At 70.4% G+C, this 22,636-nt stretch carries 21 protein-coding genes and 1 tRNA gene; 6 read left to right on the top strand and 16 right to left on the bottom strand.

Annotation, left to right across the window (positions count from 1 at the left end; all coding sequences use genetic code 11):
- Window positions 1–6: 6 nt before the first annotated feature.
- The 3 genes from ACWGH0_RS22070 to ACWGH0_RS22080 all read right to left on the bottom strand — a co-directional run bounded on the left by ACWGH0_RS22070 (window position 7) and on the right by ACWGH0_RS22080 (window position 1,508).
- Window positions 7–447: a CBS domain-containing protein gene (locus ACWGH0_RS22070; RefSeq protein WP_453405942.1), complete on the bottom strand. Its 441-nt coding sequence runs from the start codon at window positions 445–447 to the stop codon at window positions 7–9.
- An 82-nt stretch (window positions 448–529) separates the two neighbouring features.
- On the bottom strand, window positions 530–901 hold the full coding sequence (locus tag ACWGH0_RS22075; RefSeq protein ID WP_453405901.1) for a cupin domain-containing protein: 372 nt from the start codon (window positions 899–901) through the stop codon (window positions 530–532).
- A gap of 73 nt (window positions 902–974) precedes the next feature.
- Entirely contained in the window at window positions 975–1,508 is a 534-nt protein-coding gene (locus tag ACWGH0_RS22080; RefSeq protein WP_453405902.1) for a hypothetical protein, read from the bottom strand.
- A gap of 174 nt (window positions 1,509–1,682) precedes the next feature.
- Between ACWGH0_RS22080 and ACWGH0_RS22085 the strand changes: the two genes are divergently transcribed.
- The gene (locus ACWGH0_RS22085; RefSeq protein WP_453405903.1) at window positions 1,683–2,561 is read left to right on the top strand and encodes a hypothetical protein; all 879 of its coding nucleotides are present in this window, start codon (window positions 1,683–1,685) and stop codon (window positions 2,559–2,561) included.
- A 109-nt stretch (window positions 2,562–2,670) separates the two neighbouring features.
- Here the strand turns inward: ACWGH0_RS22085 and ACWGH0_RS22090 are convergent, their stop codons facing one another.
- Genes ACWGH0_RS22090 through ACWGH0_RS22105 form a run of 4 tightly spaced genes read right to left on the bottom strand, consistent with a single transcriptional unit; the run spans window position 2,671 to window position 7,361 of the window.
- Window positions 2,671–4,092 carry a GH1 family beta-glucosidase gene (locus tag ACWGH0_RS22090; protein ID WP_453405904.1) on the bottom strand — a complete coding sequence of 474 codons (1,422 nt, stop codon included), beginning with the start codon at window positions 4,090–4,092 and terminating at the stop codon, window positions 2,671–2,673.
- Between the two features lie 43 nt (window positions 4,093–4,135).
- Window positions 4,136–5,002: a carbohydrate ABC transporter permease gene (locus ACWGH0_RS22095; RefSeq protein WP_453405905.1), complete on the bottom strand. Its 867-nt coding sequence runs from the start codon at window positions 5,000–5,002 to the stop codon at window positions 4,136–4,138.
- On the bottom strand, window positions 4,999–6,027 hold the full coding sequence (locus tag ACWGH0_RS22100) for a carbohydrate ABC transporter permease (protein WP_453405906.1): 1,029 nt from the start codon (window positions 6,025–6,027) through the stop codon (window positions 4,999–5,001). The genes ACWGH0_RS22095 and ACWGH0_RS22100 overlap by 4 nt, the downstream gene beginning before the upstream one ends.
- Entirely contained in the window at window positions 6,027–7,361 is a 1,335-nt protein-coding gene (locus tag ACWGH0_RS22105; RefSeq protein ID WP_453405907.1) for an ABC transporter substrate-binding protein, read from the bottom strand. The genes ACWGH0_RS22100 and ACWGH0_RS22105 overlap by 1 nt, the downstream gene beginning before the upstream one ends.
- Window positions 7,362–7,641: 280 nt before the next feature.
- Between ACWGH0_RS22105 and ACWGH0_RS22110 the strand changes: the two genes are divergently transcribed.
- Window positions 7,642–8,706, top strand: coding sequence for a LacI family DNA-binding transcriptional regulator (locus ACWGH0_RS22110; protein ID WP_453405908.1), 1,065 nt, complete (start codon window positions 7,642–7,644; stop codon window positions 8,704–8,706).
- Window positions 8,707–8,721: 15 nt separating this feature from the next.
- On the opposite strand, the gene ACWGH0_RS22115 is transcribed toward ACWGH0_RS22110, so the two are convergent.
- The 3 genes from ACWGH0_RS22115 to ACWGH0_RS22125 all read right to left on the bottom strand — a co-directional run bounded on the left by ACWGH0_RS22115 (window position 8,722) and on the right by ACWGH0_RS22125 (window position 12,540).
- Window positions 8,722–10,458, bottom strand: coding sequence for a glycoside hydrolase family 6 protein (locus ACWGH0_RS22115; RefSeq protein WP_453405909.1), 1,737 nt, complete (start codon window positions 10,456–10,458; stop codon window positions 8,722–8,724).
- A gap of 1,006 nt (window positions 10,459–11,464) precedes the next feature.
- Window positions 11,465–11,662, bottom strand: coding sequence for a hypothetical protein (locus ACWGH0_RS22120; RefSeq protein ID WP_453405910.1), 198 nt, complete (start codon window positions 11,660–11,662; stop codon window positions 11,465–11,467).
- Between the two features lie 395 nt (window positions 11,663–12,057).
- The gene (locus ACWGH0_RS22125; RefSeq protein WP_453405911.1) at window positions 12,058–12,540 is read right to left on the bottom strand and encodes a hypothetical protein; all 483 of its coding nucleotides are present in this window, start codon (window positions 12,538–12,540) and stop codon (window positions 12,058–12,060) included.
- A 696-nt stretch (window positions 12,541–13,236) separates the two neighbouring features.
- Between ACWGH0_RS22125 and ACWGH0_RS22130 the strand changes: the two genes are divergently transcribed.
- The gene (locus tag ACWGH0_RS22130; RefSeq protein ID WP_453405912.1) at window positions 13,237–14,481 is read left to right on the top strand and encodes a Twin-arginine translocation pathway signal; all 1,245 of its coding nucleotides are present in this window, start codon (window positions 13,237–13,239) and stop codon (window positions 14,479–14,481) included.
- Window position 14,482: 1 nt separating this feature from the next.
- A complete protein-coding gene (locus tag ACWGH0_RS22135; protein ID WP_453405913.1) occupies window positions 14,483–14,800 on the top strand; it encodes a 4a-hydroxytetrahydrobiopterin dehydratase in 318 nt (105 codons plus the stop codon).
- A gap of 163 nt (window positions 14,801–14,963) precedes the next feature.
- Here the strand turns inward: ACWGH0_RS22135 and ACWGH0_RS22140 are convergent.
- From ACWGH0_RS22140 to ACWGH0_RS22155, 4 genes are all read right to left on the bottom strand, one after another.
- Window positions 14,964–15,036: transfer RNA gene (locus ACWGH0_RS22140), tRNA-His, on the bottom strand.
- Between the two features lie 89 nt (window positions 15,037–15,125).
- Window positions 15,126–15,728, bottom strand: coding sequence for an oligoribonuclease (gene orn / locus ACWGH0_RS22145; RefSeq protein WP_453405914.1), 603 nt, complete (start codon window positions 15,726–15,728; stop codon window positions 15,126–15,128).
- 5 nt (window positions 15,729–15,733) lie between these two features.
- Window positions 15,734–16,954: a helix-turn-helix domain-containing protein gene (locus ACWGH0_RS22150; RefSeq protein ID WP_453405915.1), complete on the bottom strand. Its 1,221-nt coding sequence runs from the start codon at window positions 16,952–16,954 to the stop codon at window positions 15,734–15,736.
- 368 nt (window positions 16,955–17,322) lie between these two features.
- A complete protein-coding gene (locus tag ACWGH0_RS22155) occupies window positions 17,323–17,697 on the bottom strand; it encodes a hypothetical protein (RefSeq protein ID WP_453405916.1) in 375 nt (124 codons plus the stop codon).
- A 307-nt stretch (window positions 17,698–18,004) separates the two neighbouring features.
- Between ACWGH0_RS22155 and ACWGH0_RS22160 the strand changes: the two genes are divergently transcribed.
- Window positions 18,005–18,526, top strand: coding sequence for a universal stress protein (locus ACWGH0_RS22160; RefSeq protein WP_453405917.1), 522 nt, complete (start codon window positions 18,005–18,007; stop codon window positions 18,524–18,526).
- 33 nt (window positions 18,527–18,559) lie between these two features.
- Here ACWGH0_RS22160 and glmS read toward each other — a convergent pair whose 3' ends face one another.
- Together glmS and ACWGH0_RS22170 are read right to left on the bottom strand one after the other, a co-directional pair.
- Window positions 18,560–20,377 carry a glutamine--fructose-6-phosphate transaminase (isomerizing) gene (gene glmS / locus ACWGH0_RS22165; protein ID WP_453405918.1) on the bottom strand — a complete coding sequence of 606 codons (1,818 nt, stop codon included), beginning with the start codon at window positions 20,375–20,377 and terminating at the stop codon, window positions 18,560–18,562.
- 36 nt (window positions 20,378–20,413) lie between these two features.
- Window positions 20,414–20,695: a hypothetical protein gene (locus tag ACWGH0_RS22170; protein ID WP_028811565.1), complete on the bottom strand. Its 282-nt coding sequence runs from the start codon at window positions 20,693–20,695 to the stop codon at window positions 20,414–20,416.
- A gap of 269 nt (window positions 20,696–20,964) precedes the next feature.
- Between ACWGH0_RS22170 and ACWGH0_RS22175 the strand changes: the two genes are divergently transcribed.
- A complete protein-coding gene (locus tag ACWGH0_RS22175) occupies window positions 20,965–22,572 on the top strand; it encodes a beta-N-acetylhexosaminidase (RefSeq protein WP_453405919.1) in 1,608 nt (535 codons plus the stop codon).
- Window positions 22,573–22,636: the final 64 nt, after the last annotated feature.

Below are 22,636 nucleotides of genomic sequence, written 5' to 3' on the forward strand. Positions count from 1 at the left end.
ACGGAGCTATCCGGCGACGTTCGCGTAGACCCGGGTGGCGAACTCGGCGATCTGCTCGTCGCTGAGGTTCTTCGCCAGGTTGGCCTCGGTGATCATCCCGACCAGCTGGTGGCCGCCCTGGACGTCGATGACGGGGAGGCGCTTGATCTGGTGCGTCTCCATGGATTCGAGCGCCTGGTTGGCGTCCGCGTCGGCGTCGATCCAGTGCACGTGACCGCCCAGCGTGCCTGCCTGGACCGTCGCCGGGTCGACGCCCTCGGCGCAGCACTTCACGACGATGTCGCGGTCGGTGATCAGACCGGTGAGCCTGTTGTCGTCGCCGCAGATGGGCAGACAGCCGACGTTCATGTCGCGCATCATCTGTGCCGCGTCGAACAGCGACTGGTGCGCGCCGACGCACTGCACCCCACTCGTCATGATGTCGCGCGCCTTGAGCTGCTTGTTCATAGCCATGATCGTGCATCCTCCCGCGCTCGGGACGTTCTTCTCTCCTCCCTCGATGACAACACGGATGGCCTACGGGCGCCCCTCAGGAGCCGGCGGCCATGGCGTAGTCCCCGAAACCCACCCAGTCGAGCGTGACGCACGGCTCGTCGCCCAGGACCCAGGCGTCGTGGCCGGGTGCGATGGTGATGAAGTCGCCCGGTCCGGCTTCGGCGCTCTCTCCGTCGTCCATGACGACCTTCATCCGGCCGCTCACGACGTAGCCGACGTGGGAGGCCTGGCAGCTGTCGGTGCCGGCGATGGGCTTGACGTGCTTGGACCACTGCCAGCCCGGCTCGAAGACCGCGCGGCCCACCGGGCCCCGGTCCGTGTTGAGCAGATCGAGCCGTCCCTTGCCGTCCTCGAAGGGCCGGGTCTCGTCCGCGGAGTCGAAGTTCCTGCACATCACCACGGCCATGATCATCCGCCTTCCGGTGATCGCGCTGCGTTCCCCGAGTCCTCTTCCAGGCTACGCGCCGGGGGGTCGGCGGTCATTCCTCGGACGCGCTGTCCTGGAGGAAGCGCTCGACCTCGTTGGCGACACCCGACCGGGCGGTCGACGTGCGGGGGCCGGTGCCCGTGGAGCCCTCGTGGACCCCGAGCCCGCCGACCCACACGTAGCCGAACGACGGTTCCTCGTCGATCTTCGGACTGATCTGGATGCTCATGTCCTTGAGGCGCGCGGCGGACGCCGCGACGTAGAGGGTGGCCGTCACCCGGCGCTGCGGATAGAGGTTGAAGTCGTGGATGGCGTCGGCGGCGTACTCGTCGACGAAGGCGCCGTGGCCCGCACGGCCCACGCGCACCTCGTAGTGCTCGGGATGCGAGTTGAGGTCGATCGGGAAGAACGTGGAGCCGCGGTTCTCGAAGGTGACGTGGAAGCCGACGTACGTCAGACCCTTGGCGTCGTCGTGGCGGCCACGCGGCGGCACGGCCTTCTTGATGCCGTGCACGCGCACGCGTAACCCGGCCCACTCCCCGGACTGGTATTCCTGCCAGTCCCCCACCACGTTCGGCACGTCCATGATCCCACCCCTTCGGCTGACGAAAGCCTAGAGCGAACGCGGAACACAGCACAGACCGCCCGGACCGGGCGGAGGGTGCGAGTCCGCATAAATGCTGCGTAGGCCCGGTGGCCGAGGGCACCCGATGCCGGGTCAGACCGTGAACTGAAGGACCGGCACCGGAAGTGGGGTTGCATGTTCGGGTTACGCGAAGGACTCAGGGCAGGAGCCGTAGGCGTCGCGGGAGCCGTCGCCTGTACGGCGCTGGTGGCGTGCGGGAGCGACGGATCGGAGCCGGGCGCCAAGTCGGCCGGTGAGGGGAAGGCCGCGGAGAAGAGCCCCGGGGCCCGGGAGGACGGCACCGCCGCCGTCCGTACGGCGTACGAACGGACCGCCGAGGCCGAGACGGCGCGCATGACGCTGCGCACCTCCGCCGAGGGCCGGACCGTGTCCGCGAACGGCCAAGGTGTCATCGATCTCGCCGAGGGCGACAGCGAGATGACCCTCACCGCCGACGGGCAGAGGATCGAGCAGCGGGTCGTCGACGGCGTCCTCTACCAGAAGCTGCCCGAGGCGCAGCAGGCGAAGGTGCCGGGCAAGAAGCCCTGGGTCAAGATCGACCTGAAGAAGGCCGCCCGGCAGAGCGGCGGCGGCTCCTCGCAGGCGAACGACCCGGCCGAGTCCGCCGCCTTCGCCAAGGGCGTCACCGACAAGGACGTCAGGAAGCTCGGCACGGAGCGGGTCGGCGGCACCGACACGACCCGCTACCGCGTCACCGTCGACGTCGACAAGCTCGCCGGTTCCGGCGACCGCGCCAAGGCCGAACAGCTGAAGAGGCAGCTCGGCCCGACGCTGCCGATGGACGTCTGGCTGGACGACGACGGGCGCATCCGCCGCCAGCAGATCGACATGCGGGTGAACGCGCCCGACGGCGACCGGTCCGGCGGCCCGCGGAAGGCCGAGGTACGGACCGTCGTGGAGTTCAGCGACTTCGGCGCCGAGCTGGACGCAGAGGCCCCGCCGGCCGCCCGGACCGCCGACATGACGGGCAGGGCGACGCAGCAGCAGCGGTAGGCCGCCGCTCTCCCGGCTCGGACAGCCCCCGCCCGCCGGGGACCCGCCTCCCGTCCGGCGGGCCGGGCGGCTTCCCGGCGGCGGCGCGCGCCGCCGGGTGCGGGCCGGCTCACTCCTCCAGTACGGGATAGGGCAGTACGCCCGTCCTGGCGACCCGCGCGTACCACCGCGCGCTCGACTTCGGTGTGCGCCGCTGCGTCTCGTAGTCGACGTACACCGCGCCGAACCGCTTGCTGTAGCCGTACGCCCACTCGAAGTTGTCCATCAGGGACCACAGGAAGTACCCGCGCACGTCCGCGCCGTCCCGCATCGCCCGGCGCACCGCCGCCAGGTGGCCGTGCAGGTAGCGAATGCGGTCCGGGTCGTGGACCGCGCCGCCGTCGCCCGGCTTGTCGTCGTACGCCGCGCCGTTCTCGGTGACCATCAGCGCGACCCCGGGCGCCTCCTCGGCGTACCGCGTCAGCAGGTCGTACAGGCCGGTCGGGTCCACCGACCAGTCCATCGCCGTCAGTTCGCCCGGCGGCTGGTGGAAGGCCACCGTCTCCGATCCCGGCCAGGGGGAGTGGTCGCTGACGCCGTGGCCGTCGTGGCGGGAGCCGTCGCCGCCGGCCGGCGCCGAGACCACCGCGGGGGAGTAGTAGTTGACGCCGAGGAAGTCGATCGGCGCCCCGGCCGTCGCCGGGTCCCCGTCCTGTACGAACGACCAGTCCGTCAGGTGCGCGGTGTCGGCCAGCAGGTCGGCCGGGTAGGTGCCCCGCAGCATCGGGCCGGTGAAGATCCGGGTCGCCAGGGCGTCGATGCGGCGCTGCGCGTCCAGGTCCTGTGCCGACCGCGTCAGCGGCCTGACCGCGCTCGGGTTGAGGCTCACGCCGATCCGCGCCCGCCCCGGCAGGGCGGCCCGCAGCGCCCGCACGCCCAGACCGTGCGCCAGGTTCAGGTGGTGGGCGGCGCGCAGGGCGGCCACCGGGTCGGTGCGGCCGGGCGCGTGCACACCGGACCCGTACCCCAGGAAGGCGCTGCACCAGGGCTCGTTGAGGGTGGTCCACAGCTCCACGCGGTCGCCCAGTGCCCCGGCGACCAGCCCCGCGTACTCCGCGAAGCGGTGGGCGGTGTCCCGCTCCGGCCAGCCGCCCGCGTCCTCCAGCTCCTGCGGCAGGTCCCAGTGGTACAGGGTGAGGCTGGGCGTGATGCCGGCGGCCAGCAGCTCGTCCGTCAGCGCGCGGTAGAAGTCCAGGCCGCGCCCGTCGGCCGGTCCCCGGCCGGTCGGCTGGACGCGGGGCCACGACACCGAGAACCGGTACGCGTTCAGCCCCAGGTCCGCCATCATCCGTACGTCGTCCCGCATCCGGTGGTAGTGGTCGACCGCCACGTCGCCCGTGTCGCCGTCCCGCACCTTGCCCGGCGTACGGCTGAAGGTGTCCCAGATCGACGGCGTACGGCCGTCCTCGTGCACGGCGCCCTCGATCTGGTACGCGGCGGTCGCCGAGCCCCACAGGAATCCGGGCGGAAAGCTGTCGGTGCCTTCGGTCATGGAAGCGCTCCTGGTGGTGGGAGGAAGTGTGAGAACCCGGGCGTCAGCCCTTGACCGCGCCCTGCATGATCCCGCCGACGATCTGCCGTCCGAAGAGCACGAAGGCCAGCAGCAGCGGCAGCGTGCCCAGCAGGGCACCGGCCATGACGACCGACTGGTCGGGCACGAAGCCCTGTCCGAGGTTGGCGAGCGCCACCTGCACGGTCGGGTTGTCCTGCGTCAGCGCGATGACGGGCCAGAAGAAGTCGTTCCACGCGGCCACGAAGGTGAGCATGCCCAGCACCGCCATCGCGGGCCTGGCGGCGGGGAACACGATGTGCCAGATGATCCGCAGGCTGCTCGCGCCGTCGACCCGCGCCGCCTCGACCAGCTCGCTGGGCAGGGCCTGCGCCAGGTACTGGCGCATGAAGAACACCCCGAAGGCGCTGACGAGGGTCGGCAGGATGACGGCCTGGAGCTGGTCGGTCCACTCCAGCTCGGCCACCGTCATGAACAGCGGTACGACGCTGAGCTGCGGCGGCACCATCATCGTCGCCACGACCAGCAGCATCAGCACGTTCTTGAACCGGAAGCGCAGCTTGGCGAACGCGAAGCCGGCCAGGGTCGAGAAGAGCACCGTGCCCAGCGCGACGGTCCCGGCCACCACCGCCGTGTTCAGCAGGGCGAGCCCCATGTTGGCGTCGGTCCACGCCGTCTGGAGGTTCTTGAAGAGGTTCCCGCCGAACCAGAACGGCGGCGGTGTCTGGGACAGCCGGGTGTTGTTCCGGGAGGCCGCGATCGCCGTCCACACGAGCGGGAACAGCGACCCCACCGTGAAGACGACCAGGACGGCGTACGTGAGGGGGCCGCCGTGGAGGTGGCGCCCGGCGCGGGCGCGCAGCACCGGCTGCCTCGGTTGCGTCGGCTTCATTGGCTCTTCCTCAGGCGGCGCGCGACCAGCAGGTGGATGCCCGCCACGATCAGCAGGATCAGGAACATCGCCCAGGCGATCGCGGAGGCGCGCCCGAGGTGGAAGTTGAACCAGCCCTGTTCGTACAGGTAGAGACCGAGCGTCTGGAACTGGTGGGACGCCCCGCCCTTCTGCCCGCCCGCCCCGCCGAACAGCAGCGGCTCGCCGAACAGCTGTGTCGCGCCGATCGTCGACACCACGACCGTGAAGAGGATCGTCGGCCGCAGCGAGGGAATGGTGACGTGCAGGAACTGCTGCCACCGGGTGGCGCCGTCCAGCGCCGCCGACTCGTACAGGTCGTGCGGCACGGCCTGCATCGCGGCCAGATAGATCAGCGCGTTGTACCCGGTCCAGCGCCAGATGACGATGGTCGACACCGCGATCTGGGACGACAGCGTCCCGCTCTGCCAGTCGACCTTCCCGAGTCCCACCGCGTCGAGCGCCCAGTTGATCATCCCGTAGTCGCGCCCGAACAGCAGCACGAACACGAGCGTCGCGGCCGCGACCGAGGTGGCGTACGGCGTGAGGATCGCGACCCGGAAGAAGGCCGAGGCGCGCAGCCGGTAGTTGAGGAGGTGCGCGATGCCCAGCGCCATGAGCAGCTGGGGGACCGTCGAGAGGATGCCGATCGTGAAGGTGTTGCGCAGCGCGTTCCAGAAGAACTCGTCCTCCAGGAGCCGCGTGTAGTTGTGCAGCCCCACCCACTCCATGTCGTTCGGCGCCGACAGCGACACGCGGTGCAGCGACGACCAGCCCGTGTAGAGGAGGGGGAAGACCCCGAAGGCCGCGAAGAAGACGAAGAAGGGGGCGACGAAGGCGTACGGGCTGTACTTAGTGTCCCAGCGGTAGCGCCTGCTGCGCCACGCCCGCCGGCGCTCGTCGGCCCGCGGCGGTGCGGCCACCGCCGCCGGCGGGTCGCCGGCCGGGACCGCGTCCCCCGAAGAGGGGGACGCGGCCGGACCGGCCTGGTCGGTGTACGGACGCATCAGCCGTCCACCGCGTTGTCGATCTCCTTCAGGGCCGCCTTCCAGCCCTCCTGCGGGCTCTTGCCCTGCTGCTCCACCTGGAGGATGCCGACGTCACCGAACGCGGTGCCGATCTGCTGGTCCTTCGGGCCGATCACCAGCGTGGGGATGCCCTGGGCGGCCTCGGCGAAGAGCCGGCCGGTCGGCGCGTCGCCGAAGTACGGGTTCTTGGCCGACGAGACCACGTCCATCTCGTACGCCGGCGGGGTCGACGGGAAGCTCGCCTGCTTGTCGAAGAGCTTCGCCTGCTGTTCGGGCGCGGTCAGCCAGGCCGCCAGCTTGACGGCCTCGGCCTTGTTCTTGCCGGCCTTCGGCACACCGATGAACGAGCCGCCCCAGTTGGCGGGCTTCGGCGCCGCCGCGACGTCCCACTTGTCCTCGCCCGCCGTGCCGGCCTTCTCCTTGATGTAGCCGAGCATCCACGGCGGGCAGGACACGGTGGCGAAGGAGCCGTTGGCGTACGCCTGGTCCCACGCCTTGTCGAACTGCTTGAGCTTGGCGGTCAGTCCGCCCTGCGCGGCCTGCATGGCCAGGTCCCAGGCCGTCTTCACGGCCGGGCTGTCCTTGTGGATCAGCTCGCCGTCGGCGCTGTAGAACCGCTCCGCGTACCCGTTGTTGACGGCGGCGAAGAGACCGGCCGCCGAGTCGGTGAAGGTGGTGCCCTTCGGGCCGTTCTTCTTGTACCTCTTGCCCGCGTCGACGTACTTCTGCCAGTCGCCGGCCCACAGCTTGCCCACCGCCTCGCGGTCGGTCGGCAGCCCCGCCTTCGCGAAGAGGTCCTTGCGGTAACACAGGCCCATCGGCCCGATGTCGGTGCCGAGCGCGACGGTCCGCCCGTCCTTGGTGGACCCCTGCGCCCATTTCCAGTCCAGCCAGTTCGCCTTGTCGACGCCGGGCGCCTTCGACAGGTCCTCGAACTTGTCCGCCTGCGTGGTGACGATCTCGTTGATGTTCCCGACCTCTATGGCCTGGATGTCCTGGAGGCCGCTGTTGGCCGCGAGGTGCGTGAGCAGCTCCGGGTAGTACGTGTCGTTGCGCTCGGTCACGTCCTCCTTGATGACGATGTCCGGGTTCAGCTTCATGTACTCGTCGTAGAGCCCGGCCTGCTTGTAGCCGAAGACGCCGAAGGTGCCGATCTCGATCGTGGTCTTCCCCTTGGCGTTCTTCGTGCCGCCGCCGGAGCCGCCGGTTCCCTCGTCGCTGTCCTCGGCGCAGCCGCCGAGGAGCCCCGCGCCGAGTGCGACGACGGCGGCCACGACCACCGCTCTGCGACGCGTTCGGGTACTGGTGCGCATTGCGTCCTCCTTTGCCCTGACGTGCCGACCCCCCGGCCAACTGTGCTGCTACGGCCCGCAGTTGCGGCTTCGGCCCGGGCGGGGAACGTGCGGGACGTGTATGAGTCAGGTACGGTGGGAGCGCTCCCATGTGTGATGTGTTGAAGGTTCGCGGCTCCCCGCGGGGGTGTCAAGGTTCCGGACGGCGGATTTCGTGTCCGAGACCGCCATGAGATATTGCGCAGCGCCGGACGGCGACCGGACGGGGTCCGGACGGGGCACAGTATGGGGAGGTCGGGACATGGTGACGCACGGAATCCGGGGCCCGGGGGGCCGCAGGGGCGGGCGGCCGACCCTGGAGGAGGTGGCCGCGCGCGCGGGTGTCGGCCGGGGCACCGTCTCGCGGGTGGTCAACGGCTCGCCGAGGGTCAGCGAGGAGACCCGCGCCGCCGTGGAGGCCGCCGTCCACGAGCTGGGGTACGTACCGAACCGCGCGGCCCGCGCCCTGGCCGCCAACCGGACGGACGCCATCGCGCTCGTCGTCCCGGAGGTCGAGTCCCGCTTCTTCGCCGAACCGTACTTCTCCGACATCGTGCGCGGCGTCGGGGCCGCGCTCGACACCACCGAGATGCAGTTGCTGCTCACCATCGTCGGCAACGACCGCGAGCGCAGCCGCCTGGCCCACTACCTCGCCGGCAACCGCGTGGACGGCGTGCTCCTCGTCTCCGTACGCGCCGACGACCCGCTGCCGGAGCTGCTGGTTCCGCTCGGCATCCCGGCGGTCATCAGCGGCCGCAGATCCGAGCGGGAGCCGCTTCCCTGGGTCGACGCGGACAATGTGTCGGGCGCCCGCCTCGCCGTCGACCACCTCATATCCCGTGGCCGCCGCGCGATAGCCACCATCACCGGCCGGCTCGACATGTACAGCGCCCAGTGCCGGCTCGACGGCTACCGCCAAGCCCTGGCCGGCGCCGGCATCGAAGCCGACGAGCGGCTGGTCGCGCCCGCCGACTTCACCGAGGAGGGCGGCCGGCGCGCCATGACGGAGCTCCTCGACCGCTGCCCCCGCCTCGACGCCGTCTTCGCCGCGTCCGACGTGATGGCGGCGGGCGCCCGCCAGGTCCTGCGCGAGCGGGGCCGCAGCGTTCCCGGCGACGTGGCGCTGGTCGGCTTCGACGACTCGGCCATCGCCCGCCACATGGACCCGCCGCTGACCAGCGTCCGGCAGCCGATAGAGGAGATGGGGCGGGAGATGACCCGCCTACTGCTCGCGGAGATCGAAGACCGACGGCCGACCGGGACGCGCAGGGCCGGCCGGCCGCAGATCATGCTCCCCACCGAACTGGTCGGCCGGGCCTCCTCCTGATCTGAGCGCTCCTGGTCAGAGCGCCGGGTGGGCGTTCTTCATCAGCTCCTGGAACTGCGCCGAGAACCACGCCCCGGAGAGGGGGGCGTTCGGCAGCGCGCCGGACAGGTTGTTGTTGTTCCGCGGGTTGCCGGTGTACGTCGGGTCGCACATCCGGTCGAACCCCTTGCCCTCGTCGTTCGGGATCTCCTTGCTGGCGCCGTCGGACTCGCCCGGCGGCTTCATCCACACGTACGCGTCGATGCCCGCGGCCGGTGCTGCCTTGGGCCGCTCACCGAGTCCCGCCCCCGACTGGTTGCACCAGTTGCCGAGGTGGATGCGCCGGTCGTAGCGGCCGCCGTTGACGTACGTGTCGACGTTGGTCGTCGCGCCCGGTCCGGACGGCCGGGCCGTGCCGCCCCAGCCGTTGCGGGAGGTGTCGATCAGCATGCCGAGGTTCTGGTCGAAGCCGAGCGAGACCAGCTTGGCGCGCATGGCCTGGGCGTACGACAGCTCGTCGGTGTACCGGTTCCAGTCGACCCACTTCGACTGCCGCACGGACACGCCGCCCACCGCGTCCTCGATCTTGAAGTGGTCCTCCTTCAGCGCGCTGTAGTTGGCGGTGTTGACGATGAAGCCGTGCACCTTGGAGACCGTCGAGCCCTCGGCGGTCGCGGCCTGCTTGAACAGCTCGGCCGACGGGCCGAAGTTGTCGTCCCAGCCGAGCCAGCCGTGGTGGCCGGCGTCCACGTAGTTGTAGACGTTGGCGACCGCGCCCAGCTTGTTCAGCGCGTACCCGACGCCCTTGATGTAGTTGCCGTTCGCCTTCATCACGTCGCAGTTCGGCGTGGCGGTCGGGCGCGGGGTCACGTTGGTGACCAGGTTGGGCAGGGAGTCGATCTCGACGGTCGTGACGATGCGCAGGCCCGCGTACTTCGGGTCGGCGAGTATCGCCGCGATGGGGTCGATGTACTGCGTCTTGTACTTGTCGATCTCGGTGGGGCCCAGTTCGCCGTTGGAGGCGAGGGCGGCGCAGTCGCGGCCCGGCAGGTTGTAGATCACCAGCTGGACGACGAGCTGCCCGGAGCCCTTCTGCCGCAGCGCCTCGTCGAGGTGGTCGCGCAGGCCCATGCCCGTGCCCACGCCCTCGATGGCGGCCGTGCGGTCCAGCCAGACACCGGTGGGCTGGTCGGCCACTCGGGAGCCGCCGGGCTCGGCGGCGGCCTTCGCCGACCACTCGGGGTTCACGTAGCCCTTGGCGCCGCTGTACGGGTTGTCGACGCGGCCGGACGGAGGATCGGTGGGCGGGTCGGTGGGCGGGTCGGTCGGGCCGCCGGAACCGCCGTTGCAGGTGACGCCGTTCAGCTTGAACGTGGCGGGCACCGCGTTGGTGCCGCTGTAGGAGCCGTTGAAGCCGAAGGAGGTGGAGCCGCCCGTGGCCAGCGAGCCGTTGTAGGACACGTTCTTGGCGGTGACGGCGGCCCCCGACTGGGTGACGGCGGCGTTCCAGTGCTGGGTGACCCGCTGGTTGCCGGCGTACGTCCACTCCAGCGTCCAGGAGCTCAGCGGGTCACCGGTGTTGGTGACCGTGACGTTGGCGCCGAATCCGGAGTCCCACTGATTGGTGACCTTGTAGTCGACGGTGCAGCCGGGAGCGGCGGCCCCTGCCGACGTGGTCATGGCGGTGGCGGTGGCGCCGGTCGCCGCGAGCAGCGCGCAGGCGGCCAGGAGAGCTGTGCGGCGCCGGGTCGGCGCTGCTGTGGTGTGACTCATGTCCGGGGGGAACCTTTCGGTCGAGGGCGCGCGGGCGGTCGCGCGGCCCGGTGCTTCATGCGGTGGGTGTGCCGTTGTGGTCGCTGATCAGGGCCGGTCCCGGGGGGCGGTTCCAGGTGTTCCGGGTCCAGCCGTCGCGCTCGTACGGGCGTTGGATTCGGGTCCGGACACGGTTGCCGGCAGAGATCGGCAACCGCCTTCCGGTCGTGCTTGCAGGCATTCGCGACCGGGATCCGGAAAACAGATGCGTATTGCGCGTGCGGCATCGGTTTTTCCGGCAGCCCGGCGTGAATGTCGTGGAGGCGCGCGGAATTGCCCCGTGTACGGGCCGTGCGTTCAGTGGAGTCCGACGACCGGCGTCATTCCGTGATCGATTCCTTGATCGCGTCTCGACGCGGCGCACGAAAGCACGGACGGCCGGGACCGGCGGGCACCCGCGTACTCCGATTCGAGGTCGCCCAGGCGCCCGTCAGGAATCTCCGGGCCCTGTGCGCGCCGGAACCCGTCGCCGGAGCGGCTGACTCCGAGCAGCCGGCGGGGACCGGCCGTTGACCCCGCTGTGGCCGGTGACGGTCCCGGCGGCGGTGACCGGGGAGGGCGCAAGGTACAGACGCGGGGGTGGTCGACGTAAAAGTGATCGCATTCGAGCGACTCCCTGCTGATCGGCAGCGCCTTTACGGCACCCGACGAACGGAATCGCTCCCACTGGTTTCATCGGAAGGTAGCGCCAACCAGTGAATTGGGCCAGGGGGCATGGAGAACTTCTGCTGTCGAATTAATTCGACAGTTCGCTCTTGTCTTTTCCCTTGACACGCATTGCGCCCCGCTCGACGCTTGGGAGCGCTCCCACTGGTTCAAGACTTGTGCGTTCGATCCACCGGACCACCACCCCCACGGACATCAGGAGAGCCGTGACGACAGCCACCACCAGGGGCCTGATCGCCCTCCGATCCCGCAGAAGGCCCGCGCCGGCCGCCGACCCCGGAGCATGACGGCGGGGGCGGCCTCAGCGGCCGAGCGCGTACGGCTTCCGTGTCGCCGGGTGCACCACGACCACGAACGGATCCCCGTACGACTTCCCGGCCCGGCCCCGCCCCCTCTTCGGCGACGGCCCCGCCATCGCCTTCCACGCCCGGTAGACCTCCACCGCTTCCGCGTACCGCGGATCCACCCACTCGCGCACAGCACCCTCGCCCTCTCGCATCCCCCGACGGTACGGTCGCGGACGAACGAGAACAGCCCCACCCCGCAATCCGCCCCCGAACGGGGGAAGTCAACGCCGGGCGAGCCTGCCAGGCCGCGGCGCTCCACGGCACCGGTTCCACCCCGTACCGGCGGCGGGCCTTCCGGCGAGGTGGGATGTCCGGGCTTCGACTCGCCCAGCAAGAAAGCCCCGGCCGCCCACGCCCGGCGCGGCCTGACCGGGGCGTGTTTCAGCCCTTCGGCGCGGGCACTACGAATGCCCTCGCCGGTTTGCGCTGCGGGTCCCGTGAGTCCGGTTGCTGTGCGCGCTTCCACGCCGCGATCAACGACGCGTACCGCGGGTCAGTCCATTGCTTGTCCACAGTTCTCCCTTCTGGTCGCAGCGTAGAGGGTCGGTCAACTGGGCCTGGGAATGATCACGATGGTGCCGCCGTCGTCGGAGTGCTGGCACGACGCTTCGACGGGGATGCTTCCGTCGGTGGGGGCCGTCCACATCTCGGGGCGTGGGATGTACCCAGCAGAACGGATGGCGTCCTCGGTGCGTAGCAGGCTGTCCATGCTGCGGTTGTCGGGGTCGGGAGCCTCGGGCGCGTGATGCACGAAGAACCCGAGGCGGGCGGCGACGGTGGCCTTGACCCGCGTGTGCAGGATCAGGGAGTGCCAGCCCGCGTCGACTACGCGCGACGGTGCCAGGCCGACGGTGGGATTGGCCGCGCAGGCCGCCTCAAACTTCAGCGCCTCCAGGGTGATGGCCTCCGCTACGTCGTACGCCATGCCGGGGTTGTTCCGTTGAACGGTCGCCGCAACGGTGCGGAGGTCTTCTGGGTTGATCAGGTCGCGGGCGTCCCGCGTCGCAGGTGCCTCGGTCGCGTCAATCATGGTTGGTACCCCTTCTCGTAGTGGTTGAGGCGCGGGAACTCGTCTCGGACCGGCGACCTCTCCAGGCCGTGGCGGCCGTGGCGGGCGGTGGAGCGCAAGGATCGGTGCGAAGTCCTCCGGCGTGATCGGCGGCCCGTGCCACAGCAGGGTGACGCCGTGCTCGTCGCAGCGGGCGCCGACTTCGTCTTCGTCGGGGACCTCATGGCCCCCTTTCGGGCACACGGTCATCGCCGCGCCTCGCGTGCCGCTCGTCGCAGTCGCGCGCCGTCCTCGCAGCCGGTGTCCGGGCACCTCGGGCAGTCCGCGCAGTGCGCGAGGAGTTCGCGGTACTCGCTCTCTCCCCTGTGGTTGTCGCATTTCCGGGGGAACCACTGTGTGACGTCGTCGAGGAGCCGGATCCGGCGCGGGCCGAGGTCGACTGCTGTTTCCGGTGACAGGACGATCCCGCAGAAGACGCAGTCCACGCCTCGCTGTTGGCGCTGGGACAACGTCTCCGGCGGTGGCACTGCCGAGTCCGGCACAGCCCTACCTCCCTGTCTCGTCGGAGTGACAGTCACTGTGTTTGCTGTACGACCCGTGCTCACAGGTCGATGATGGGCGCGCACGGTAGCGGCGTAATAGGCCACCGCGCGGCCATGCCTGGCCACGTGGCGGCCACGGCCGGAAGCGTGAGTGATGACACCTCAGACTGGGGCCATGGAACGGAACGACGCCTTACGAGCCGCCCGGCTGCGTCGCGGGTGGCGAAGTGTCGAGGCGGCTGCGACCGCGCTGCAAGCCCACGGTCAGCAGCTGCTCGACGACCCGCATTTCACCGTGTCCGCCAGGACATGGCGACGCTGGGAAGGCGGGCACCCGGGCTGGCCGGCGGAAGTGACGGCGATCGTCATCCACGACGCGCTCGGACGGTGGCCCGAAGACCTCGGCTTCGCCTCGCCACCGGGGTGGATCCGTCCCGAGCGCCACGAAGAGCACGATGTGAACCGTCGCGCGTTCGTCTCCGTCACGGCTGCCGCGCTCGTCGCCGGACCCATGGCACCGCAGCACGTCGACCCCGCCCTGATCGACTATTTCGAGCAGCAGTTGGAGGGCCATTACCGGGCGGACATGCTCCTGGGCCCTCACGACCTGATCGGCACGGTGTCCGCTCAGTACCAGCTGATCGACAAGTTGACCCGATCGTCGGCAGGCGCGACCCGCCGTGGCCTGCTCCGCGTCGGCGCCGCCTACGCCGCGCTTGTCGGCTGGCTGTACCAGGACGCAGGCGACATGGAAGGCGCCGCGTTCTGGCGCGGGACCACGCAAGAGATCGCGATGCGGTCGCGCGACCCGCAGCTGATCGGTTACTCGCTGGTCAACCAGGCACAGGTGCGGACGGATCTCGCGGACGGGCCCGCCGTCATCGATCTCTGCGAAGCCGCGCTGGACGACGCCGGACGGCTGTTGCCGAAGGTCCGGATCATGGCCATGCAGCAGCAGGCCCACGGTGCCAGCCTCACGGGGGACCGGACCGCCGTCGACCATCTGATCGACCAGGCCGAGCGGATCATCACTCGGGTCGACGACAACCTGCCCTGGGGGAACGCCTGCCGACGGACACCCGGATACCTCGAAGTGCAACGCGCAACGTGCTACGGCCGCCTGGGGCTCGGGTCTGAGGCAGGGCAACTTTGGGAGCAGGTGCTCCAGGTCGTGCCCCGGACCGCACGTCGTGATCGCGGGGTGTACCTCGCGCGGCACGCCACCGCGGCAGCGGCCGCACGCGAGCCGGACCAGGCGGTGGAGATCGTGCGGCAGGTACCGCAGATGGCTGTAGAGACGCGGTCGGCACGGATGCTGCGGGAGCTGCGCGGCCTGGAGCGGGCGATGCGACCGTGGCAGGATGCCTCGATCGGCCGGGAACTGGATGAGTTGCTGGCCCCGGTGACCAAGAGGGGATGACGTGGCTCAGGGACTGGAACCGCTGACGGACCACGAGATAGCGGAGCGCCTGGAGCATCTGCCCGGCTGGGAGCAGGTCGGGAACGAAATCAGCCGCCGGTACGACATCCGGTATCACGCAGGCGTGGCAGTCATCGTGCATGTTGCGGACCGCGAGCGCCGGATCCAGCACCACGCGGACATCGACCTGCGAATCGACCATCTGCGATTCGGCATCACCACGCACGACGCAGGCCACGTGCTGACCGCAGCAGACTTCGACCTGGCTGCCCGGATCGACGCCATCGTGCAGGCACACCAAGCGATCCCGATCGACTGACAGCCGGCGTACACAGGCGTCCCGTGTGTGGGCCGATGCCCCCACATGGGGCGTCATGCGGATGTGAGGGCGAGCACACCGGGGGCCCGACGCGGCGCCGGACGGCGTTTCGGGTACGAAGAAGCCCCGGGCTGTTTTCACAGGCCGGGGCTTGATCGTTCAGGGTGAGTGACGGGACTTGAACCCGCGGCCACCTGGACCACAACCAGGTGCTCTACCAACTGAGCTACACCCACCGTGGCCGGTCGTTTCCGACCGGCTGAGAAAAAGTGTACAGGGTCTGGGAGGGTGCTCGCGCCAGGTTTAACCGGGGCCCACCGGACGGCTACTCCGCAGGCAGGACGTGCTTCGCGGCGATTCTCTTCGCCGTTTCGGAGTCCGGACCGGGCTGCGGCACGAAGACCGACTCCCGGTAGTAGCGCAGCTCCGCGATGGAGTCGCGGATGTCGGCGAGCGCCCGGTGGTTGCCGTTCTTCTCGGGGCTGTTGAAATACGCCCGCGGGAACCAGCGGCGGGCCAGCTCCTTGATCGACGACACGTCCACGATCCGGTAGTGGAGGTACGCCTCCAGCGTCGACATGTCGCGCAGCAGGAAGCCGCGGTCGGTGCCGACCGAGTTTCCGCACAGCGGCGCCCTGCCGGGCTCCTTCACGTGTTCGCGCACGTACGTCAGGACCTGCTCCTCGGCGTCGGCCAGCGACGTGCCGCCGGCCAGCTCGTCGAGGAGGCCCGAGGCGGTGTGCATCTGCCGCACCACCTCGGGCATGGTCTCCAGGGCCGCGTCCGGCGGGCGGATCACGATGTCCACCCCGTCGCCGAGCACGTTGAGCTCCGAGTCGGTGACCAGTGCGGCCACCTCAATGAGTGCGTCGTCCGTCAGCGAGAGCCCGGTCATCTCGCAGTCGATCCACACCATGCGATCGTTCATGTGTCTCACCCTACGGGGCGTTCCCGCTGGCCGGGGAGCGTCGGACGGCCGGGGGTGTAGACGTCGGAGCCGGGTTTGCCCGGCTCCGTGACCGCCGAGGCGGTCGCCGACAGGCCCGGCTGCGTACTGGCCGCCGCCGCGCGCCTGGCCTGCTGCGGCACCGCGTCCCCGGCCTGGGTGGCCGCGGACGGGCCCGGGTGGGCCTCGCTCTGCGGGCGCCGGGCCCGGTACGCCGCCCGGTACGCCGCCGGGGACGAGCCGAGCTGCCGCCGGAAATGCCCGCGCAGGGCGACCGGCGAACGGAAGCCGCACCGGCCCGCCACCTCGTCGACCGAGTAGTCGGACGTCTCCAGCAGACGCTGCGCCTGGAGCACCCGCTGAGTGATCAGCCACTGCAGGGGAGCGCTCCCGGTGAGCGACCGGAAACGCCGGTCGAACGTGCGACGGCTCATGTAGGCGCGCGCGGCGAGCGTCTCCACGTCGAACTGCTCGTGGAGGTGCTCCAGCGCCCAGGCGACGACCTCGGCGAGCGGGTCGGCGCCGATCTCCTCAGGTAAAGACCTGTCGAGATAGCGCTCCTGGCCGCCGCTCCGGCGCGGTGGCACGACGAGCCGGCGGGCCAGTGCCCCCGCCGCCTCCGTGCCGTGGTCCGTGCGCACGATGTGCAGGCACAGGTCGATGCCCGCCGCCGTGCCCGCCGACGTGAGCACGTCGCCGTCGTCGACGAACAGCTCGCGCGGATCGACGTGGACGGACGGATAGCGCTTGGCCAGCGTCGGCGCGTACATCCAGTGCGTGGTGGCCGGGCGGCCGTCGAGCAGCCCCGCCGCCGCCAGCACGAACGCGCCGGTGCACAGCCCGACGATGCGGGCCCCCTCCTCGTGCGCGCGGCGCAGCGCGTCGAGGGCCTCCGGCGGTGGCGGCGACGTGATGGACCGCCACGCCGGTACGACGACGGTGCCGGCCCTGCTCATCGCCTCCAGGCCGTACGGTGCGGTCAGTTCGAGCCCGCCGGTGGTCCGCAGCGGTCCGTCCTCGCCCGCGCACACCAGAAGCCGGTAACGGGGTACTCCTGCGTCCTGCCGGTCAATGCCGAACACAGAGAGCGGGATGGAGCTTTCGAAGATGGGGCCGCCACTGAAGAGCAGTACTGCGACGATCTCCCGGCGGCGGCGTCCGGAGAGCTTCCGTGCGGCCTCCGGTACGGCAGTGGAGTCCTGGCTCATGACGCTAAGCCCCCCTCGGTGTTCGCGTCCTCTCGGTCCTGCACGTTTCCCCTCGGTCCTGCATGAATCCCCCGCCGTATATACCCATGATCGAATCTACTGTGTCCCGTGGCGCCGGCGTGACAACTTCGGCATTCGGCACTATGTCGACAAGACAACTTGGCGCGAAGCATTCGATCACGAAGCGTTCCACTCGCGAGCCCCGCAGGGAAGTACGCATCCCGCTCATGGCCCGTCCCCGTAGGGTGCATTGGCCGGAGTCGGTCCTTTCATGCCTGGTGGTACGGGGGGTGGGAGGGCATTTCGCCAAGGGTGGGGTCACGGCCAGAAGTTGGCTGAAAAGCAATGGGTCCGTGCGTACGAAACCCTCATTCGTCCGGAGCTCCGGGCCCCGCGTGACGCCCGCCCCGGCGCGCTCGCGCCGGCCCCGTCCGCGTCCGCCCGGGCTCCCGCGCCGCCGCCTCGGCCGCGACGCGTTCGGACCGGCGCAGCAGCACGCGGCAGGCGGCGGTCACGGCGGCGAGCCCCAGCGCGGCGGCGGCCGCGCCGCCGACGGAGGTGCCGTACAGGACGAGCACGACGGGGACGAGTGCGCAGCTGAACGCGGCCCAGCGGACGAGTCCGCCGACCGCGTCGGCGGGGTGGGGCCCCCGGGGCGCCGGGGCCGGCGGCCCGGCCGTCCGGCGGTGGCCGCGCGGCGCGGGGACGGGTGCGGTGGCGGGGCCGGTCGAAGGTCCGGGCACGGCGGCTTCCTCACGTACGCGGGTGGGCCGTGCCTAACGGACGGTGGCCGTCAGGGGTCACTGAGGGGTCCGTCTGTCGAGACGGCTGTAGGGGGCAACCGGCATTGCCTTACGCTCCGGGCTCGTGCATGCTCCCTGAAACGCCGTGCGAGGGACCGGCGGGCACTGGGCAGGAAAGGAGTGTCGCCGTACCCTTGGGGGTATGGGCTTGGGAAGATGATTCCCAGACACAGTTCACTGTTCAAATTGTCGTAGCTTCCCTCAGTAAGAGCGACCCCTCCCCAGAGGACTTCTCGCCGAGACACTCATGGCCGGTCACGAAATCCCCGAACCCGCGGACCGCAAGCAGGTCGTCGATCCCCTGGACGACCTCCGGGCGGTGGAACAGACGCGCCATTCCTGCGACCCCGCCTTCCGGCACGGTGTCGTCGTCGGCTTCGACGGCTCCACCTCCAGTGAGCGGGCGCTTTCCTATGCCATCGGCATGGCGGTGCGGTCGGGCTCAGGCCTGATCATCGTCCATGTCGCGAACCGGCTGCCGACCACGGTCTGGGCGGGCTGCGAGCCCCCGGTCTTCGTGGACGTGCCGGATCACCGCACCGAGGTGCTGGGCCTGGAGCTGGCCTGCGCCGACTACCTCGCCGAAGTGCCGTGGATCCTCGTCGAGCGCGGCGGCGACATCTGCCACGAGCTGGAGGAGGTCGGCCAGGAGTACTCGGCCGACGCGATCGTGGTCGGGTCGACCCACGGCATCGTCGGGCGGATCTTCGGCTCCGTCGCCGGCCGGCTGGCGCGGCGCGCGCAGCGGCCGGTCATCGTGATCCCGTAGCGCACGGGACCACGACGACGCGGCGTCCGGCTGCTACTCGACCGTCACGGACTTGGCGAGGTTGCGCGGCTTGTCGATGTCGCGACCCATGGCCAAAGCCGTGTGGTATGCCAGGAGTTGAAGCGGAATGCCCATGAGGATCGGGTCCAGCTCCGTCTCGTTCTTCGGCACCACAATGGTGTGGTCGGCCTTTTCCTGCTCGCGGTGCGCGACCGCCAGGATCCGGCCGCTGCGGGCCTTGATCTCCTCCAGCGCCGCGCGGTTCTTCTCCAGCAGCTCGTCGTCGGGCACGATCGCGACCGTCGGCAGCGCGGGCTCGATCAGGGCGAGCGGGCCGTGCTTCAGCTCGGAGGCGGGGTACGCCTCGGCGTGGATGTAGGAGATTTCCTTCAGCTTGAGGGAGGCCTCCAGGGCCACCGGGTAGCCCCGGACGCGGCCGATGAACATCATCGACTGGGCGCCGGCGTACTCCTCGGCGATCTTCTTGATGTCGTCCTCGGTCTCGAGGATCTCGGCGATCTGGGCGGGCAGCTTGCGCAGGCCCTCGATGAGGCGCTTGCCGTCCGAGACGGACAGGTCGCGGATGCGGCCCAGGTGCAGCGCGAGCAGGGCGAAGGCGACCACGGTGTTGGTGAAGCACTTCGTGGAGACGACGCAGACCTCGGGGCCGGCGTGGACGTACATGCCGCCGTCGGCCTCGCGGGCGATCGCCGAGCCGACGACGTTGACGACGCCCAGGACGCGGGCGCCCTTGCGCTTCAGCTCCTGCACGGCCGCGAGCACGTCGTACGTCTCACCGGACTGGGAGACCGCGACGTACAGGGTGTCGGGGTCCACGACCGGGTTGCGGTAGCGGAACTCGGACGCCGGCTCGGCGTCGGCGGGGATGCGGGCGAGCTCCTCGATGAGCTGCGCGCCGATCATGCCCGCGTGGTACGAGGTGCCGCAGCCGAGGATCTTGACCCGGCGGATGCCGCGCGCCTCGCGGGCGTCCAGGTTGAGGCCGCCCAGGTGCACGGTGGAGAACCGGTCGTCGATGCGGCCGCGCAGCACGCGGTCCACGGCGTCGGCCTGCTCGGAGATCTCCTTGTGCATGTAGGTGTCGTGGCCGCCCATGTCGTACGACTCGGCCTCCCACTCCACGGTGGTCGGCGTGGCCGTCGTGCGGGAGCCCTCGGTGGTGTACGTGCGGAAGTCGTCGGCCTTGAGGGTGGCCATCTCGCCGTCTTCGAGGGTGACGATCTGGCGGGTGTGCGAGACGAGCGCGGCGATGTCCGAGGCGACGAACATCTCCTTCTCGCCGATGCCGAGGACGACCGGCGAGCCGTTGCGGGCGACCACGATGCGGTCGGAGAAGTCGGCGTGCATGACGGCGATGCCGTACGTGCCCTCGACGTGGCGCAGGGCCTCGCGGACCTTCTCCTCCAGCGTCACGGCCTGCGAGCGCGCCACGAGGTGGACGAGGACCTCGGTGTCGGTCTCGGAGAGGAACTCGACGCCGTCGGCGACCAGCTTCGCGCGCAGCTCGGTGGCGTTGTCGATGATGCCGTTGTGCACGACGGCGACGTTGCCCTCGGCGTCGAGGTGCGGGTGGGCGTTCTCGTCGCTCGGGGCGCCGTGGGTGGCCCAGCGGGTGTGGGCGATGCCGGTCGTGCCGGCGAAGCGCTTGGGGACCCTGGCCTCCAGGTCGCGGACGCGTCCCTTGGCCTTGACCATCTTCAGGCCGCTGGCCTTGGGGCTCGTGATCACGATGCCCGCCGAGTCGTAGCCGCGGTACTCCAGGCGCTGGAGCCCTTCGAGCAGCAGGGGGGCGACGTCACGCTTGCCGATGTAACCGACGATTCCGCACATGAAGTGTGTATCCCTCGAGTCGTTGAGAGTGGGTGCTCAGCCGTAGACGATGCGGCGCAGCTGCCGGAGCGAGAGTTCCGGCGGCGCCACGGCGCGGTGCGGCATCTCGGCCGCGATCCGCTCGAAGATCTCCGCGTTCACCAGGCCGCCGGACTGGAGCTCCCGGTGGCGGCGGCGCACGAAGTCCTCGGCCGTCTCGTCGAAGTACGCCAGTACGTCGAGCACCACCCGGGCGGCCTCACCGCGCGGGAGCGCGGTGCTGCGGACCAGGTGGTCGATGAGGTCGTCGTACGGGGACGACGGGCGGCGTTCGAGCACCCGTAGATACTGCGGGGGATCCGGGGTGTACGCAAGAAATCTGCCCGCTATCGGGCAGGATTCTCGTCACAAACGGAAAAGCCCAGGTCGCGGCTGCTGACGCGGCGGGCGCTCGGGGGCGCTTCGGGGGGCGCTCGCCCGGCCGCGCGGGGCGACACAGGGCGGCCGAGTGGTCTACACCCTTGACCCCGGAGGGGGCGCGCGATACGCATGGTGACCGTTCGCCTGCACCATGCCACTGTTGCGAAGCCCCGCCGAAGGGACCGCCCGTGAGTCAACGCAGAAGGATTCCAGGTCTGTTCGCCCCGCTGCTCCTGGTCGTCGCCGCCGGCGCGGGCAGCGTCGCGGCCGCTCCGGCCGCCGCCGAGCAGGCCGCCCGGGCGAGACCGTTGAGCCAAGTGGTTCCGGCGCCCGCCTCCGTGTCCGAGGGCGGGCCTTCTTACGCCCTGACGGCCCGCACGCGCATCCGCGTGGACGACGACTCGCGGGAGGCGCGGCGCATCGGCTCGTACCTCGCGGACATCCTGCGCCCCTCCACGGGCTTCGAGCTCCCCGTCACCGAACGGGACGCCAGGGACGGCATCCGGCTGCGGCTCGGCTCCCGGGACGCCTCGCTGGGCGACGAGGGGTACCGGCTGGAGTCCGGCCGGCACGGCGTGACCATCACCGCCCGCCGGGCCGCCGGGCTCTTCCACGGCGTCCAGACGCTCCGTCAGCTGCTGCCCGCGTCCGTGGAGAAGGACACCCGGCAGCGCGGGCCCTGGACGGTCGCGGGCGGCACGATCGAGGACGCGCCGCGCTACGGCTACCGGGGCGCGATGCTCGACGTGTCCCGGCACTTCTTCGGCGTCGACAAGGTCAAGACGTACATCGACCAGATGGCGCTGTACAAGATCAACAAGCTGCACCTGCACCTCTCCGACGACCAGGGCTGGCGCATCGCCATCGACTCCTGGCCGCGCCTGACCACGTACGGCGGCTCGACCCAGGTCGGCGGCGGCCCCGGCGGCTACTACACGAAGGCGGACTACCGGGAGATCGTGCGGTACGCCGCCTCCCGCCACCTGGAGGTCGTCCCCGAGATCGACGTGCCCGGCCACACCAACGCGGCCCTCGCCTCGTACGCCGAACTGAACTGCGACGGCGTCGCGCCGCCCCTCTACACGGGAACCAACGTGGGCTTCAGCTCGCTGTGCGTGCCGAAGGACGTCACGTACGAGTTCCTCGACGACGTGGTGCGCGAGATCGCCGCGATGACGCCCGGCGAGTACCTCCACATCGGCGGCGACGAGGCGCACTCCACGCCGCACAAGGACTACGTCGCCTTCATGGACAAGGCGCAGGCCGTCGTCGGCGAGTACGGCAAGACGGTGATGGGCTGGCACCAGCTCACGGGCGGCAACCCGGTCGAGGGCGCGGTCGCGCAGTACTGGGGCCTCGACCGGACGTCGGCCACGGAGAAGGCGCAGGTCGCCAACGCCGCGAAGAAGGGCACGAAGCTGGTGCTGTCGCCGGCCGACCGGGCCTACCTCGACATGAAGTACGACAAGAGCACCCCGCTGGGCCTGTCCTGGGCCGGGTACGTCGAGGTGCAGCGCTCGTACGACTGGAACCCGGGGGCCTACCTGCCGGGCGCGCCGGCGGAGTCCGTCCTCGGCGTGGAGGCGCCGATGTGGTCCGAGACGGTGTGGACCAACGACCAGGTCGAGTACATGGCCTTCCCGAGGCTGCCGGGCATCGCCGAGCTCGGCTGGTCGCCCGCCGCCACGCACGACTGGGACGCGTACAAGGTGCGACTCGCGGCCCAGGGGCCGCGGATGTCCGCGCTGGGCATCGACTACCACCGCTCGCCGCAGGTGCCCTGGCCCGCGGAGTAGCGGCGGGCGGCGGATGGTGCGGCGGGCGTCCGTGAGGGCCTGGGACACGGGCGCCCGCCCGTCC

It is taken from the genome of Streptomyces sp. NPDC054887 (assembly GCF_053610585.1).

Excerpts from the sequence above, each read along its gene's own strand:
- ACWGH0_RS22070 (WP_453405942.1), bottom strand. The coding sequence starts at position 447 with ATGAACAAGCAGCTCAAGGCGCGCGACATCATGACGAGTGGGGTGCAG.
- ACWGH0_RS22075 (WP_453405901.1), bottom strand. The coding sequence starts at position 901 with ATGGCCGTGGTGATGTGCAGGAACTTCGACTCCGCGGACGAGACCCGG.
- ACWGH0_RS22080 (WP_453405902.1), bottom strand. The coding sequence starts at position 1,508 with ATGGACGTGCCGAACGTGGTGGGGGACTGGCAGGAATACCAGTCCGGG.
- ACWGH0_RS22085 (WP_453405903.1), top strand. The coding sequence starts at position 1,683 with ATGTTCGGGTTACGCGAAGGACTCAGGGCAGGAGCCGTAGGCGTCGCG.
- ACWGH0_RS22090 (WP_453405904.1), bottom strand. The coding sequence starts at position 4,092 with ATGACCGAAGGCACCGACAGCTTTCCGCCCGGATTCCTGTGGGGCTCG.
- ACWGH0_RS22095 (WP_453405905.1), bottom strand. The coding sequence starts at position 5,002 with ATGAAGCCGACGCAACCGAGGCAGCCGGTGCTGCGCGCCCGCGCCGGG.
- ACWGH0_RS22100 (WP_453405906.1), bottom strand. The coding sequence starts at position 6,027 with ATGCGTCCGTACACCGACCAGGCCGGTCCGGCCGCGTCCCCCTCTTCG.
- ACWGH0_RS22105 (WP_453405907.1), bottom strand. The coding sequence starts at position 7,361 with ATGCGCACCAGTACCCGAACGCGTCGCAGAGCGGTGGTCGTGGCCGCC.
- ACWGH0_RS22110 (WP_453405908.1), top strand. The coding sequence starts at position 7,642 with ATGGTGACGCACGGAATCCGGGGCCCGGGGGGCCGCAGGGGCGGGCGG.
- ACWGH0_RS22115 (WP_453405909.1), bottom strand. The coding sequence starts at position 10,458 with ATGAGTCACACCACAGCAGCGCCGACCCGGCGCCGCACAGCTCTCCTG.
- ACWGH0_RS22120 (WP_453405910.1), bottom strand. The coding sequence starts at position 11,662 with ATGCGAGAGGGCGAGGGTGCTGTGCGCGAGTGGGTGGATCCGCGGTAC.
- ACWGH0_RS22125 (WP_453405911.1), bottom strand. The coding sequence starts at position 12,540 with ATGATTGACGCGACCGAGGCACCTGCGACGCGGGACGCCCGCGACCTG.
- ACWGH0_RS22130 (WP_453405912.1), top strand. The coding sequence starts at position 13,237 with ATGGAACGGAACGACGCCTTACGAGCCGCCCGGCTGCGTCGCGGGTGG.
- orn (WP_453405914.1), bottom strand. The coding sequence starts at position 15,728 with ATGAACGATCGCATGGTGTGGATCGACTGCGAGATGACCGGGCTCTCG.
- ACWGH0_RS22150 (WP_453405915.1), bottom strand. The coding sequence starts at position 16,954 with ATGAGCCAGGACTCCACTGCCGTACCGGAGGCCGCACGGAAGCTCTCC.
- ACWGH0_RS22160 (WP_453405917.1), top strand. The coding sequence starts at position 18,005 with ATGGCCGGTCACGAAATCCCCGAACCCGCGGACCGCAAGCAGGTCGTC.
- glmS (WP_453405918.1), bottom strand. The coding sequence starts at position 20,377 with ATGTGCGGAATCGTCGGTTACATCGGCAAGCGTGACGTCGCCCCCCTG.